Raw genomic sequence first — 14,925 nt, forward strand, 5'->3', positions numbered from 1 at the left:
GCGGGGAGCACACCGGCCGCACGACCGGCGGGGAGCACACCGGCCGCACGACCGGCGGGGAGCACACCGGCCGCACGACCGGCGGGGAGCACACCGGGCGCACGGTTGGTTGGGAGCGCACCGGACGAACGGTCGGTGGGGAGGATTGCGGGCGCACGGTCGGCGGGGTGGGCGCCGGGCTCGCGATCGGTGGGGAGGATTGCGTGCGCACGGTCTGTGGGGAGCGCGCCGGGCGCACGGTTGGTGGGGAGGACTGTGGTGGCGGCGTGGTGATCCGGCAGCTGACTCCGGGGGTTGACCTGGTCCGGAACCCGCGCGGGGCTTCGGATCTGGTGCTGCTGGCGCATGGGGGCGAGGAGGAGTCGCTCGGAAACCCGCACCTCTGGCGGCCCGCTTTACTCCGGATGTGGCCGTTCGCAGCAGCCGCACGATCGGTGGCCCCGAACGCCGCCATCGGCTTCATCCGCTACCGCCACCGCGGCTGGAACGCCACCCCAGCCGACCCACCCGACCCGGCTGGCTCGCGTGACCCGGCTGACCGAGCTGACCCGCGTGATCGAGCTGACCCACGTGACCGGGCTGACCCGCGTGACCCGGCTGACCGGGCCGACCCGCGTGACCGGGCTGACCGGGCTGACCTGCGTGACGGGACTGGCCGGGGTGATCTGGCTGACCGGGCTGGCTCGCCTAACCCGGCTGACTTGGGAGCCGGTGGGGCGGGGGATCCGGTGGTTGATCTTTGGCGTGTGTTGGATGAGCTGCCTGCGGTGGTGCGGCGGGTGTTTTTGATTGGGCATTCGATGGGTGGACGAGCTGTGGTTGCTGCCGGCGATCATGCGCGGGTTGCTGGAGTGCTTGCGTTGGCGCCTTGGTTGCCTGCGGGGGAGCCGCTGGTCGCACTGCGGGCGCCGGTGATTTTCGCGCATGGAACGGACGACACGATCACCGATCCGGCGACCACGATGGCGTACGCGGCGCGGCTGCGGGCGGCGGGTACACCCGTGCGCACGTACTTGCTGGCCGGCGAAGACCACGCCATGCTGCACCGCTCCGGCGACTGGAACAGGCTGGTAGAAGATTTCGTCCGCTCCGCCCAGGCCGGAGATGCGCCGTCCGGCAGTCAGGAACTCCCGGCGCCCGAGCAGCCGCCCGGGTCGGCCTTCCGCGTGCAAGCAGCCGCCGTCGCGGAGATCGCGCTGACTCGACTCCGCTTGCCGATACGCGAGCGCTTCCGCGTCTGACGGCTTGCGGTGCGCGAGTGGTTCCGCGTGTGACGGGGGGTGGTGCGCGAGTGCTTCCGCGGGTGGCGGCTGATGGTGCGCGAGTGCGTCTGCGGGTGACGGGTGACGGTGCGCGAGTGTGTCCGCGGCGGCTGGCTGTGCGTGAGTGGTTTCGCGGGTGGCGGGTGGTGGCGCGGCGGTGGTGTGGGTGTGGTGGGAGCAGAGGCCTGGGGGTGGTGCGTACCGCTTGCTCCCCAGGTGAACGGTCAGCGGCCAACCGGTTTCGTGGTCCAGCGTGCCGAAGTCAGGTGAACGCCCGGCGTTGCCTGGGTGACGGGTTAGTGGCGGGTCTCCGGGGAGCGCGGCAGCGGACGCAGCACCTCGCCCGCCGGCAAGTCACCCGGAGACCCGCACGCGAGTCGATCATATGTTCGAATACAACTCGAGCGCAAGTAGGATCATCCACAAATCCCCGCGAGCAAGCTCGGCACGTGACAGATCCGGTGGGGAAGTCATCCCGTGACGCGGCGGCAGGAGTAGGCGACGGCGTCGCGGCCGATCCGGGTGATGATCAGGGTCGCGGACGTACGGCCTTTCGGTGCGAGCTTCTTGCGCAGCTGGGCCGGGTCGAGGTCCACGCCGCGCTTCTTGATCTCCAGGGTGCCGATTCTCTGCGTACGGACCCACGTACGCAGAGCCTTCTCCTTGTAGGGCAGCTCTTCCAGTACTTCGTACGCGGATGCGAGTGGTGTCGGGACGTACTTGGCTGCGGTGACGTAAGCGATGCGCGGGTCCAGCAGCCACCCGTCGACCACTGCCGCAACAGCAGTGACCAGACCGGCGCGTACAACGGCACCGTCCGGCTCGTAGATGTACTGGCCGACCGGACCGGCGTCAGCGGGTGGGGCGGCTGAGACGGTCACTCCGCCCGGTAGCAGGGTCGCTCGTCGCGGCGTACCTCCGTACAGGGCGCCGGACCAGAGTGCGGCCTCTTTTACCTCGCCGGAGTCGCTGATCCACTCTGCTTCCACGTCTGCCGGGATCGCGTCGTGCGGGATGCCCGGTGCGACCTTCACACAGGCCGTTCGCTGCAGTAGGTCGGTGACGAACGACCAGGGCGGCGAGTAGGCGTTGTGGTCGAACACCCGTCGTCCGTCGGCTCGCCGGGCTGGGTCCGCGAACACCACGTCGTACGGGGTGAGGTCCGTGGACTCCGCATCGCCTACTAGTACCCGTCCGGTCAGTCCGAGGGCGGTGAGGTTGGCCCGGGCGGTGGCTGCGGTTTCTGGATCGCGTTCCACTCCAGTGACCTGGAGTCCGGCGCGGGCGGCGCTGATCAGGTCGCCGCCGATCCCGCACCCCAGGTCAACCACGCCGGCTCCGGGCAGAGCGGCCGCGATCCGGGCAGCTCGGTGCGTACCCACTGTGGTCCTGGTTGCTTGTTCCAGACCGTCCGGCGTGAAGTACATGCGCTCGGCGTCCGTACCGAACTTGGCGACTGCCCGGTGGCGCAGTGCGGCTTGGGTAACCACGGCAGTCACCAGCTCAGCCTCGTACCGCCGCCGCAGCTTCTCCACCAACTGCAGCTCCCTGCCGGCCTGGTACTCGCCGCACGCAGCAGCCAGTACCTCGGCCCCGGGTCCGTCCAGCAAGGCGGTGACAGTCACCCGGCAACTTTAGATTGGCGAAATCTTGGCACTCGAGTTGACCGAGTGCTAATCGCGGCCTAGATTCGGTGTTGGCACTCTCCAGGGGAGGGTGCCAGCGGTCCGGCCTCTGACCCCCGCGACGGCAGGGGAGCGCGACCACATCGAAAAGACAAGCGAATTCGACCGTGGAGGTCAGCAAGTGTCGGTCACGATCAAGCCGCTCGAGGACCGTGTCCTCGTCGCGCCGCTCGAAGCCGAGCAGACCACGAAGTCCGGCCTGGTGATCCCGGACACCGCCAAGGAGAAGCCGCAGGAGGGCGAGATCCTCGCCGTCGGCCCGGGCCGGATCGACGACAACGGCAACCGCGTCCCGCTGGACGTCGCCGTCGGCGACAAGGTCATCTACTCCAAGTACGGCGGCACCGAGGTCAAGTACGACGGTCAGGACTACCTGATCCTGGGCGCCCGCGACATCCTCGCAGTCGTCAGCAAGTGACGAACCACCGCTGTTCCTGACCGACACCGCCCCGGAGCCGCTGGCGCCGGGGCGGAGTGGGTTCCGGCCGGCCGCCACGGCGGCCCGGCCGGGGAACCGCGGCCGGCTCGACGCCTGCACCGAAGACATTCAGAAAAGGACTGGTTCTCTTCATGCCGAAGATCCTCGAGTTCGACGAGAACGCGCGGCGCGCGCTGGAGCGCGGCGTCGACAAGCTCGCGAACACGGTCAAGGTGACGCTGGGGCCGAAGGGCCGCTACGTCGTCCTGGACAAGAAGTGGGGCGCCCCGACCATCACCAACGACGGTGTCACCGTCGCCCGTGAGGTCGAGCTGGACGACCCGTTCGAGAACCTTGGTGCGCAGCTCACCAAGGAGGTCGCCACCAAGACCAACGACATCGCCGGTGACGGCACCACCACCGCGACGGTGCTGGCGCAGGCGCTGGTGCACGAAGGCCTGCGGGCGGTTGCCGCGGGCGTCAACCCGATGGGCCTCAAGCGCGGTATCGAGGCGGCCGTCGAGGCCGTGTCGGCCAAGCTGGTCGAGACCGCCCGTCCGGTGGACGACAAGGGCGACATGGCCCACGTCGCCACCATCTCCGCCCGGGACGCCGAGATCGGCAGCCTGATCGCGGACGCGTTCGACAAGGTGGGCAAGGACGGTGTGATCACCGTCGAGGAGTCGAACACGTTCGGCACCGAGCTCGAGTTCACCGAGGGCATGCAGTTCGACAAGGGCTACATCTCGCCGTACTTCATCACCGACGCCGAGGCCGGCGAAGCGGTGCTGGAGGACCCGTACATCCTGATCCACCAGGGCAAGATCTCCGCGATCGCGGACCTGCTGCCGCTGCTGGAGAAGGTCGTGCAGTCCGGCAAGGCGCTGCTGATCATTGCCGAGGACGTCGAGGCCGAGGCGCTGTCCACCCTGGTGGTGAACAAGATCCGCGGCAACTTCACCTCCGTCGCCGTCAAGGCGCCGGGCTTCGGTGACCGCCGGAAGGCGATGCTGGAGGACCTGGCCGCGCTCACCGGCGCGCAGGTGGTGGCCCCGGAGGTCGGGCTGAAGCTCGACCAGGTCGGCCTCGAGGTGCTCGGTTCGGCTCGCCGGATCGTGGTCTCGAAGGACAACACCACCGTCGTCGAGGGCGCCGGCAAGGCCGACGACATCGACGGCCGGGTGAACCAGATCAAGGCCGAGATCGAGCGCACCGATTCCGACTGGGACCGGGAGAAGCTGCAGGAGCGGCTGGCCAAGCTGGCCGGTGGCGTCTGCGTGATCAAGGTCGGCGCGGCCACCGAGGTCGAGCTGAAGGAGAAGAAGCACCGGATCGAGGACGCGGTGTCCGCGACCCGGGCCGCGATCGAGGAGGGCATCGTCGCCGGCGGCGGCTCCGCCCTCGTGCACGCGGCCACCGTGCTGGACAGCGGTCTCGACCTGGAGGGCGACGAGCTCGCCGGCGTCCGGATCGTCCGCAAGTCGGTCGTCGAGCCGCTGCGCTGGATCGCCGAGAACGGTGGCTACGAGGGGTACGTCGTGACCTCGAAGGTCGCCGAGCTCGAGGTCGGCAGCGGCTTCAACGCGGCCACCGGCGAGTACGGTGACCTGCTGGCGCAGGGCGTCCTGGACCCGGTCAAGGTGACCCGGTCCGCGCTCGCCAACGCCGGCTCGATCGCCGCGCTGCTGCTCACCACCGAGACCCTGGTGGTGGACAAGCCCGAGGAAGAGGAGCCCGCCGCGGCCGGTCACGGCCACGGTCACGGTCACTGACCTCCAGGCAGGCAGTTCGGCAGCACAGCACAGCACAGCACACCCAGCACCGCCCGGCAGGCAACTGCCGGGCGGTGCTGTGTTTTCGGGGCTTTCGGGGTTTTCGGGGTTTCGGGAACCGGCTTTACGGAAACTAAGGTGCGTCTGGTGACGAATACTTTCCGCGAAACCGGCGTACGCATCCGGAACCGCCGCGACGAGGACCTCGATGTCTGCGTCGGACTGCTCCGCGCGGTGCATGAACAAGCCGGGTACCCGATCAACTGGCCGGAGGATCCGCGCGGGTGGCTGACGCCCGCGAGCCGGCTCGGGTGCTGGGTCGCGGAGAGCGACGGGCGGGTCGCGGGGCATGTCGTACTGACCGCCGTAGGGGATCGCGCCGAGGTGGAGCGGCTGTTCGTGGACCCGGCGGTGACGCGGAAGGGGATCGGGCGACGGCTGCTCGACCACTGTGTGACGACCGCCGCCGAGCTCGGCCGGGAGCTGTCGCTCGAAGTGGTGGACAACCGCGGGGCCGCCGTGCATCTCTACCGGCGCGCGGGATGGACCGAAACCACGCGTACGCCGATCGACTGGGGCGGCGAACAGGCCACCGAACTGATCCGTTTCAGCCCGCCCGTAAGTACCTGACTGGTCAGTAGTGACAGATCGTGATCAAACGAGGGGCTGGATCACGCCCAGCCACTAGGCAACAAGAGTTGAGCGCCGTACCATCTTTCAGGCTGACCGGTCTGACACGAGGGGGCGAGGGGTGACCGAGGTCCGAGTACCTGACACCCACGACCGGGTCGAGCTCAGGGATCTTGCCGCGCTGGCCGGCGACGGGGACCGTACAGCTCTCAACGACCTGCTCACCAGGGTGCGCGCTGTGGCGCACCGCTACGTCCGGTCCCGGTTGTGGACCTATCCCGGCGGCGCCGACATGGTCGACGACGTCGCGCAAGAGGTATGTGTCGCGGTGTTCGGCGCGCTCAGCCGGTACCGGGACGAGGGGAGGCCTTTCGAGGCTTTCGTCTACGGCATCGCGGCCCGCAAGGTCGCCGATGCCCAGCGTGCGTTCGCGGTCGCCGACGTCTCGACGCCGGACCTGCCGGACGGCGCGGACGAGTCACCGACGCCGGAGGAGCGCGCGGTTCGGCAGTCCGAGGTCCAGCACATCATCGGCCTGCTGGACAAGCTGCCGGAAAAGCTGCGGGAGATCCTGCGCCTTCGCGTCGTCGCGGGGTTGTCAGCCGAGGAGACCGGCCGGGCACTGGGAATGACACCGGGGGCGGTGAGGGTCGCACAGCATCGAGCGTTGAACACGCTCAGGGGGTATGTGGGGCATGAAGCACAGCTGGAACGAGGAAGAGCGGGGGAGGGGCATCATGGCTGACCGTTTCGACCTGGACGCGATCGAGTCCGATGACGCGCTGCTCGATCTGCTCGCCGCCGGTGGGGAGTCCGCCCGCTCGGCGGGCGAGCGCGACCCGGCCGTCCAACTGCTGGCCGATCTCCGGCTCGCGGTGGAGGTCGAGGACGAGCTCCCGGTGGAGACCATCGACGATCCGGAGAGCTTCCTGGCGCGGTGCGCCGCGATCAACCCGATCACCGACCCGTTCGCCCGCAAGGTGGCGACCCGGGGGCTGGCGCTCGGGGTGGCCGCGGTGGCGGCGCTGTCGGTCTCCGGGGTGGCGGCCGCCGTCAACGGCGATCCGCTGTCGCCGTACGAGAAGGTGATCGAGAAGGTGGTCGACGCGGTCCGCCCGCAGACCAGCTTCCCGAAGGAACAGCTCGACGGCCTGCCGGTGCTCGACAAGACCAAGATCGTCAAGGTCGCCAAGGACTACCAGGACAAGGCGCGGGCCGGTCACCTGGACCAGCCGGACGGTCCCGGCAACCCGGGTACCGACGACCCGAACGCGCGGGAGCTCCCGAACCCGCCGCAGGTCGTGGTCCCGGCGCAGAAGCCACTCGCGGTGCTGGACAAGCCGACGATCGGGCCGCCGGTGCCGGCGAAGCCGGTCGGCGACAAGACCGGCGACCCGGCGACGACCGACCCGGGCGGCAACGACCAGGGCGGCGGCGACCAGGGCACGGACAAGCCGACGGACCCGCCGAGCACGCCGACGACGCCGCCGCCGAGCGAGCCGACGGAACCGACGACCCCTACCAGCACGCCGACTCCGACGCCGACCGACCCGACCACCACGACGACGCCGACCACGCCGCCGAAGGGTGACACGGGCACCAGCGACGGTGGGACCCCGACCGGAACCCCGACCGGTGCGCCCAGCGGCGACCCCGGTACCGGCCAGGCCGGGAGTGGTGGCGACGCGGGTACGCCGTCCGCGGGCAGCACGACGACTCCGGGCAGTTCGGACACGACCGCGCCGAGTGGCGACACCACGGGCGGAACGGGCACCACTGGTACGGGCACCACTGGTACGGACACCAGCGGTACGGACACGACCGGTACGGGCACCACCGGCACCGGCTCGGCCGGCACTGGTGGTACGGACGGGACCGGTCTTCCGGCTACTGGTGGTGACGGGCAGAAGCCTGCTGGTGACGTCACCCAGGTCCCGAGTGACCTGACGAGCGTGGTCGGGCAGTTCATCGGCAACGCGATCCTGCCGGTACTGCCGACCCCGACCGGTACGCCGGCCACGCTGGAGAGCGCGCAGCGCTTCTTCGGCCCGGCCGACGCCGCCGCCAAGCCGCGGACCGGGCACCACGAGGCTGCCAAGGCCACCAAGTCGACCAAGTCCGGCAAGTCCACCAAGCACGACAAGGCGGCCGGCAAGTCAGCCAAGTCGGCCAAGGCGCACGGGAAGCATTCCAGCGGGAAGGTCAGCACCGGTTCGGTCCGGAAGGCCTATCCGAAGGGCAAGCACTCCACCGGCGAGTACCCGGAAGGCAAGCACGCGGCGATCGACCGTACGCATGGATCGACCGAGGACCTGGTGCTGCTGACCATCCTCGGCGTGATCAACAAGCCGACCGAGTAGGCGTTTTCCGGCACCGGCCCGGCCACCGCGATTCCGCGGCGGGCGGGCCGGTGCCGCGTGGGCCTGTGGATGGCCGATTCGGGTGCTGCTTGCGGCGCGGATAGGATGGGGTTCCGTTCTCGCCGTGTAAAGGTGCTCGTTTCCCCATGGACATCACACCCGCTGGAGTTCCCGACAAGTTTGCCGTCCTCGGCCTCACCTTCGACGACGTGCTGCTGCAGCCCAACGAGTCCGACGTCATCCCGTCCGAGGCGATCACCCGGTCCCGGGTGAGCCGCAACGTCTGGGTGAACATCCCGCTGCTGTCCAGCGCGATGGACACCGTCACCGAGGCGCGGATGGCGATCGCGATGGCCCGCCAGGGCGGTCTCGGCGTGCTGCACCGCAACCTCGCGATCGAGGACCAGGCCCAGCAGGTCGACCTGGTCAAGCGCTCCGAGTCCGGCATGATCGCGCAGCCGATCACGATCGGCCCGGACGCCAGCATCGGCGAGGCCGACGCGCTCTGCGGTCAGTACCGGATCTCCGGTGTTCCGGTGGTGGACGACGCCGGCGTCCTGGTCGGCATCGTCACCAACCGTGACATGCGGTTCGAGAACGACATGTCCCGCCCGGTCCGGGAGGTGATGACCCGGCAGCCGCTGATCACCGGCAGACAGGGCATCGCCGCCGACGACGCGATGGCGCTGCTGAGCAAGCACAAGGTGGAGAAGCTGCCGCTGGTCGACGACTCGGGCAAGCTCACCGGGCTGATCACGCTGAAGGACTTCGTCAAGCGCGACAAGTTCCCGCTGTCCACCAAGGACGCGACCGGCCGGCTGATGGTCGGCGCCGCGATCGGCTTCTTCGGCGAGGCGTACAAGCGGGCCATGACGCTGGTCGAGGCCGGGGTCGACGTGCTCGTCGTGGACACCGCGCACGGTCACTCGAAGGCGCAGATCGAGATCATCCGCAAGCTCAAGGCCGACCCGGCCACCCGCGGCGTCGACGTCGTCGGCGGCAACGTGGGCACCCGGGTGGGCGCGCAGGCGCTGGTCGACGCGGGCGCGGACGGCGTCAAGGTCGGCGTCGGGCCGGGCTCGATCTGTACCACCCGGGTGGTTTCGGGTGTCGGCGTGCCGCAGGTGACCGCGATCTACGAGGCGTCGCTGGCCTGCAAGCCGGCCGGCGTACCGGTGATCGGCGACGGCGGCCTGCAGTACTCGGGTGACATCGCGAAGGCGATCGTGGCCGGCGCGGACACGGTGATGCTCGGCTCGCTGCTGGCCGGTTGCGAGGAGTCGCCGGGTGACCTGGTGTTCATCAACGGCAAGCAGTTCAAGGCGTACCGCGGGATGGGCTCGCTCGGTGCGATGTCGTCCGGCGGGCTGCGCAAGTCGTACTCGAAGGACCGCTACTTCCAGCACGACGGCGGTTCCGACGAGAAGCTGATCGCCGAAGGCGTCGAAGGCCAGGTCCCGTATCGCGGCCCGCTGTCCGCCGTCGCCCACCAGCTGATCGGCGGCCTCCGCCAGTCGATGTGGTACACCGGCGCCCGCACCGTCCCCGAACTCCAGGAAAACGGCCGCTTCGTCCGCATCACCTCAGCCGGCCTCCAGGAGTCCCACCCCCACGACATCCAAATGACAGTAGAAGCCCCCAACTACTCCGGCCGCTGACCGCCCGACGCGGCACAAGCCCCGGCACCGGAAACCCTTGTCATTCGACAAGGGTTTCCCCATGTTGCCCGGCACCAGCCGGCTCAAGACACCACAGCGGCACCTGCTGAGATGTGACCGGCTCCCGCCGCCAACCGCACCCCCTGAACCAATCCCCGCGCAGTGGTCGCGGTCGTGATCCTCCCCAAACCGGTTTGGGGAGGACCTACCCGACGACTGGGGTTGGCTACTGCCTGATTCGGAAGGTACGACGCCCCAAACCGGTTTGGGGGCGGTGGAGGGCAGGCGTGGTGGGGTGGGGTGGGGTGGGCGTTTGGACAGGAGGTGTTCGTTGGGTGGTAGTGCACCTAGGCGGGGTGGGGTACATGTGTACGGCGTCTCGTGGGTGCACTACCTGTCGAGATGCAGATGGTCCGCGGTGGTGCGGCGGGACTTGCTGGGTGATGCCGTGACGCCGGGCTGCAGGTGGTTCTTGATCGGTGTTCTGGTCTCAGGGCGTGGGTGGACCAGATTCTCGTTCGGTGACTGCTGATCGGTAGGCTGGCCCCATGACCGAGATCGAGATCGGCCGGGCCAAGCGGGGGCGGCAGGCGTACGCGTTTGACGACATTGCGATTGTGCCGTCGCGGCGGACGCGGGACCCGGAGGAGGTTTCGGTCGCCTGGCAGATCGACGCGTACCGGTTCGAGCTGCCGATTCTGGCCGCGCCGATGGATTCGGTGATGTCGCCGGAGACGGCGATCGCGATCGGGAAGGCCGGCGGGCTCGGGGTGCTCAACCTCGAGGGGCTGTGGACGCGGTACGAGGACCCGTCCGGTCTGCTCGCCGAGATCACCCAGCTGGACGCGCAGCAGGCCACGCACCGGCTGCAGGAGATCTACGCGGCGCCGATCAAGCCGGAGCTGATCTCGCAGCGGGTGCAGGAGATCCGCGACTCGGGTGTGACCGTGGCGGGCGCGCTGTCGCCGCAGCGGACCAAGCAGTTTGCGAAGCATGTGGTGGACGCGGGCGTCGACCTGTTCGTCATCCGCGGCACGACGGTCTCCGCCGAGCACGTGTCCGGTCAGGCGGAGCCGCTCAACCTGAAGCAGTTCATCTACGATCTCGACGTCCCGGTGATCGTCGGTGGGTGCGCGACGCACCAGGCGGCGCTGCACCTGATGCGTACCGGCGCGGCCGGCGTTCTGGTCGGGTTCGGCGGCGGCGCGGCGCACACGACCCGCAAGGTGCTCGGTGTCGCGGTGCCGATGGCGTCGGCGGTGGCCGATGTCGCGGCCGCCCGGCGGGACTACATGGACGAGTCTGGCGGCCGGTACGTGCATGTCATCGCGGACGGGTCGGTCGGCCGGTCCGGTGACGTGGCGAAGGCGATCGCCTGCGGCGCGGACGCGGTCATGGTCGGTTCGCCGCTGGCCCGCGCGAGCGACGCGCCCGGCGGCGGGTACCACTGGGGTGCCGAGGCCTGGCACCAGGACCTGCCCCGTGGCGAGCGCGTCGAGGTCGGTGTCACCGGCACGATGGACCAGATCCTGTTCGGCCCGTCCTGGGTCCCGGACGGCACGATGAACCTGGTCGGCGCCCTCAAGCGCGCGATGGCCACCACCGGGTACACGGAGCTCAAGGAGTTCCAGCGGGTCGAGGTCGTCGTCGGCTGACGGCGGGGACGGACCGATGAGCACCGGCGTACTGCTCCTGCATGGGTCGAGCGGCGTGCCTGATCTCGACCGGGCGCGCATCCTCGCGGCGGAGGGGTACGACGTACTCGCGCCGCGCTGGACTGTGCGGCACGAGGTACCGCTGGAGTCCTTTCCGGTGGATGAGCTCGCCGCGCGCAACGAGCGCGTCGTGGTGATGGGCAGTTCTTGGGGCGCCGAGGCTGCGCTGTTGCTGGGTGCGTTCGATGCGCGGGTGGATGCGGTGATCGCGTTCGCTCCGAGCGCGTACGTGTGGGGGCGGAACCTGGAGGACGGGAGTCATGCGTCCGCCTGGACTTGGCGGGGTACACCGCTGCCGTACGTGCCGTTTGATCCTGATTGGCGGGCTGAGGATGATCCGCCCAGTTATGCGGGGTTGTATCGGCGGAGCGTGCTGACGTACGCGGGTGAGGCTTTGGCGGCCCGGATTCCGGTGGAGCGGGTTCGGGAGCTGCTGCTGGTGGTTGGTGGGGACGATCGGGTGTGGCCGGCGGGGGAGTTCGCGGCGGAGATCGTACGCGGGCGGGGTGGGTTGGAGACGTCGGTCGTGACGGTTGCCGAGGCTGGGCATCGGGCGGTGCTGCCTGGTGAGGAGCCGAAGGCAGCCGGGCAGCGGATGGCGCGCGGCGGGACGGACGCGGCGGACCGGGAGCTGGGCGCGCTCGCCTGGCCGAGCGTGCTGCGGGTGCTTGCCGGGAGCTGAGCGGACGCCGCAACCTGGGCGGCGCTGAGAGGCTGAGCGGGCGCTGGGAGGGGCGTGCGGGTGCCCGGATGGTGGGCGACTTGCGGGGGGTGCTCGTGGGTTGGTGGGTTCTGGAAGGATTGCGGCATGGGATTGTTCAACCGACGCAGCAGCCAGGACACGGACAATGTTGCCCTTGCCGCAGGGCGGGCCCGACTGTCCCCGGACGATGTGGATCAGGTGCGGTTCCTGATCACCACCAAGAAGGCGGTGCACGCGGTCAAGCTGATCCGGGAGCGCACCGGGCTCGACCTGAAGCAGTCGAAGGAACTGGTCGACGACATCCGGCTCGGGCGGTACGTGGCGCCGACCACCGGTACGCCGGTCGTACGCCGCCCGAACACGAACCTCGCCGAACGCACCCGCGCGCTCAAGGCGGCCGGTGAGCTGCACCAGGCGACCGCCCTGGTCGTGTCCGAAACCGGGATGACCGAGGCCGAAGCCGGCCTGTTCGTCGGCGCCCTCCGCGCCGACCTGACCGACTGAGCCGACCTGACCGACTGAGCCGACCTGACCGACTGAGCCGACCTGACCGACTAAGCCGTCAGCTAGGACGCGTCCAGTGCGGGTCGCGTCCGGAGGCGGCGAGTAGTGCGTCGGCGGGCTCGGTGAAGCCGTCGACGTGTTCGCCGATGACACCGGCCGACCGGTACACCTCCTCACGCTCGGCGAACCACGTCCGGACCTCGTCCACCAGCTCCGGCTCCATCCGGGCCGGCGCGCCGATCGCCACGGCCAGATCCCACCCGTGGATCAGGTGGTCCGCCGCCAGTTGACGCAGGTACTCGTCCGGCTCCTCGTCACCGTACGAAAGGTGCACCTTGCCGACCGGCCGGGCCGCCGCGACCGTTGCCTCGCGGGCAGCGGCCGTTGCCGCGCCGGCCGGGTCCTCCCCGAGCAGATCGCCATCCAGGGCGTCCCCGACTGCGGCGATCGTCTTGCCCGCCATCAGCGGTACGACCCAGCGCTCCTCACCGACGACGTGGTTCACCAGCGCCCGGACGTCCCAGTCCGAGCACGGTGTCGGCGCCGACCACTGATCGCTGACCACCTCTGAGACCAGCCCCGCGAAGTTCGAGACCGTGCGGTTGTGCAACTCGACGACATCCATGACCGCACCCCCTCCCAGCGTCAGCGTCCGCCGCCGGACAACAGGGCGTCAAGGGCCGTCAACGGCCGAGCTGGAGCTGTTGCGCGGCCTCGTGTGCGTGATGGGACGCGGCCACGTCCCCGGTGGCGGCGAGCAGGTTGCCGTGGTGGTGGTAGCAGGACCCGGCCAGGTCCTTCATCTGCAGGTCGTCGTCCGCGTACGGAATCAGTGCCGTCGCGACCTCAGCGCACCACCCGGCCAGATCAAGCGCCATCTCGGTCCGCCCAGCCTGGAAGTACGCGGCGGAGATGTCCAGCAACAACTGCGCCCAGATCGGCATGTACGTAGCCGTCTCGAACCGCATCCGATGCGACTCACGCTCCGACGAAATCGCGAACAGGTAATGCGCTTCCAGCCCGAGCGTCAGCGCCGTGTCGCCGTCCTGCACCAGCAACGGACGAACCAGCTCGGCCAGCTCGGTGGCGCGCACAGCCGCCGACTCAGGATCGGTCCGTCCGGACACGGTCGCCAGCGTCATCCCCGGCGCGGGCTCGCTGAGCGCCAGCAACCGGTGATACTGCTCGAACGTCCCGAGCTTGGCCTCCGCGTTCTCCAGCGCCGCGACCAGCGTCGGCGGCAGCCCGCGGTCCAGCTCCTCGACCACGCGGGTCGCCGTCTCGGCGTCGGTGTCGTACGCGGTCCGCAGGCACGCCTCGCCTTCCAGCCGGCCGACGATGCCGAGGTGCTTGCCCTTCCTGACCAGGGCACCGACCAACGTACGCATGTCGGTCGCCGACTCCGAATCAGCGAGCGTGTCCGCGGTCGTCAACCCGATCTCATCCGCTTCGAGCGCGAGATCGAGCCGCCCCTCGGCCGCGTGCACATCGGCCGACACCGCGGTCGCCGTACACAGATAACGCGCGTACGAAAGCGACTGTGGACTCTCGTTGATCTGATCGGCGAGCTGCAGGAACAACTGGGTGGCCGCATCGGCGGATGCGACCGCCAGCGCGGGATCGCCGTACCGGCGCAGGATCAGGGCGTTCATCGCGAGGACGCGGGCGAAGTCCGGCTGGTGTTTGACGCCGTCCGGGCCGCCGACGAGTTGCCCGTACGCGATCACCGCGCCGTCCATTTCGAGCACAGCGGTGGCGCCGTACCCCCGGTGCGCCTGGGTCATCGCGCGGCGGGCGCGGACATCGGCGAGGAAGCACGTCGCGTCCAGTACGCCGGCGTCCTGGAGCTCGGTGTAGCCAAGTTGCGCTTCGTGCAGTGCGACCAGCGCGTCCTCGTGCCGGCCGGACGCGTTCAGCGAGCCGGCCAGCTCGTACTGGGTTGCGGCCATCAGGTGCTTGGCCTCGTAGTGGTTCGGGTGCTCTTCGGCCCGTTCCCTGGCCAGCTCGATGACCCGTTGCTGGTACGGCCCGGCCTCGTCGGCCCGGCCTTCCTCGATCAGCACCTGCGCGGTCTGCAGCGCCTCACCGAGCTCGTCCTCAGGCGGCGTCCAGAGCCCCCCGCTGTCCACCATCTTGACGTCCCACTCCTTCAAGGTTGGAGAGGGCGTCAGCTTAATGGGGATCTGATACTGACACTGTCTATTACCCACAGGTAGCC

General features: G+C 69.4%; 15 protein-coding genes. 11 read left to right on the top strand and 4 right to left on the bottom strand.

What is annotated here, in order from left to right; translation table 11 throughout:
• A partial coding sequence (locus ABD260_RS09980) for a hypothetical protein (protein WP_344233102.1) occupies positions 1-347 on the bottom strand: 347 nt, incomplete at its 3' end.
• A gap of 178 nt (positions 348-525) precedes the next feature.
• Here ABD260_RS09980 and ABD260_RS09985 point away from each other — a divergent pair.
• Complete coding sequence (locus ABD260_RS09985) at positions 526-789, top strand: hypothetical protein (RefSeq protein ID WP_344233103.1); 264 nt, start codon at positions 526-528, stop codon at positions 787-789.
• An 11-nt stretch (positions 790-800) separates the two neighbouring features.
• Complete coding sequence (locus ABD260_RS09990) at positions 801-1,241, top strand: alpha/beta hydrolase family protein (protein ID WP_344233104.1); 441 nt, start codon at positions 801-803, stop codon at positions 1,239-1,241.
• Positions 1,242-1,732: 491 nt separating this feature from the next.
• Here ABD260_RS09990 and ABD260_RS09995 read toward each other — a convergent pair whose 3' ends face one another.
• On the bottom strand, positions 1,733-2,887 hold the full coding sequence (locus ABD260_RS09995; RefSeq protein WP_344233105.1) for a class I SAM-dependent methyltransferase: 1,155 nt from the start codon (positions 2,885-2,887) through the stop codon (positions 1,733-1,735).
• 181 nt (positions 2,888-3,068) lie between these two features.
• Here ABD260_RS09995 and groES point away from each other — a divergent pair, with 181 nt between their 5' ends.
• From groES to ABD260_RS10040, 9 genes are all read left to right on the top strand, one after another.
• Positions 3,069-3,365 carry a co-chaperone GroES gene (gene groES, locus ABD260_RS10000; RefSeq protein WP_130384566.1) on the top strand — a complete coding sequence of 99 codons (297 nt, stop codon included), beginning with the start codon at positions 3,069-3,071 and terminating at the stop codon, positions 3,363-3,365.
• Between the two features lie 152 nt (positions 3,366-3,517).
• Positions 3,518-5,137 carry a chaperonin GroEL gene (gene groL / locus ABD260_RS10005; protein ID WP_344233106.1) on the top strand — a complete coding sequence of 540 codons (1,620 nt, stop codon included), beginning with the start codon at positions 3,518-3,520 and terminating at the stop codon, positions 5,135-5,137.
• Between the two features lie 147 nt (positions 5,138-5,284).
• Positions 5,285-5,767: a GNAT family N-acetyltransferase gene (locus ABD260_RS10010; protein WP_344233107.1), complete on the top strand. Its 483-nt coding sequence runs from the start codon at positions 5,285-5,287 to the stop codon at positions 5,765-5,767.
• Positions 5,768-5,888: 121 nt separating this feature from the next.
• Positions 5,889-6,512, top strand: a complete 624-nt coding sequence (shbA, locus tag ABD260_RS10015) for an RNA polymerase sigma factor ShbA (RefSeq protein ID WP_184840718.1) — start codon at positions 5,889-5,891, stop codon at positions 6,510-6,512.
• Positions 6,505-8,127: a hypothetical protein gene (locus tag ABD260_RS10020; RefSeq protein WP_344233108.1), complete on the top strand. Its 1,623-nt coding sequence runs from the start codon at positions 6,505-6,507 to the stop codon at positions 8,125-8,127. Before shbA ends, ABD260_RS10020 begins: the two co-directional genes overlap by 8 nt.
• Before the next feature lie 146 nt (positions 8,128-8,273).
• A complete protein-coding gene (guaB, locus tag ABD260_RS10025) occupies positions 8,274-9,785 on the top strand; it encodes an IMP dehydrogenase (protein WP_344233109.1) in 1,512 nt (503 codons plus the stop codon).
• Positions 9,786-10,333: 548 nt separating this feature from the next.
• Positions 10,334-11,440, top strand: a complete 1,107-nt coding sequence (locus ABD260_RS10030; RefSeq protein ID WP_344233110.1) for a GuaB3 family IMP dehydrogenase-related protein — start codon at positions 10,334-10,336, stop codon at positions 11,438-11,440.
• 16 nt (positions 11,441-11,456) lie between these two features.
• Positions 11,457-12,182, top strand: coding sequence for an alpha/beta fold hydrolase (locus tag ABD260_RS10035; RefSeq protein WP_344233111.1), 726 nt, complete (start codon positions 11,457-11,459; stop codon positions 12,180-12,182).
• 126 nt (positions 12,183-12,308) lie between these two features.
• On the top strand, positions 12,309-12,707 hold the full coding sequence (locus tag ABD260_RS10040; RefSeq protein ID WP_344233112.1) for a hypothetical protein: 399 nt from the start codon (positions 12,309-12,311) through the stop codon (positions 12,705-12,707).
• Between the two features lie 58 nt (positions 12,708-12,765).
• Here ABD260_RS10040 and ABD260_RS10045 read toward each other — a convergent pair whose 3' ends face one another.
• Together ABD260_RS10045 and ABD260_RS10050 are read right to left on the bottom strand one after the other, a co-directional pair.
• A complete protein-coding gene (locus ABD260_RS10045) occupies positions 12,766-13,332 on the bottom strand; it encodes a TIGR03086 family metal-binding protein (protein WP_344233113.1) in 567 nt (188 codons plus the stop codon).
• A 58-nt stretch (positions 13,333-13,390) separates the two neighbouring features.
• A complete protein-coding gene (locus ABD260_RS10050; RefSeq protein WP_344233114.1) occupies positions 13,391-14,839 on the bottom strand; it encodes a hypothetical protein in 1,449 nt (482 codons plus the stop codon).
• Positions 14,840-14,925 lie beyond the last annotated feature (86 nt).

It is taken from the genome of Kribbella hippodromi, from assembly GCF_039531045.1.
GTDB classification, from domain to species: Bacteria; Actinomycetota; Actinomycetes; order Propionibacteriales; family Kribbellaceae; genus Kribbella; species Kribbella hippodromi.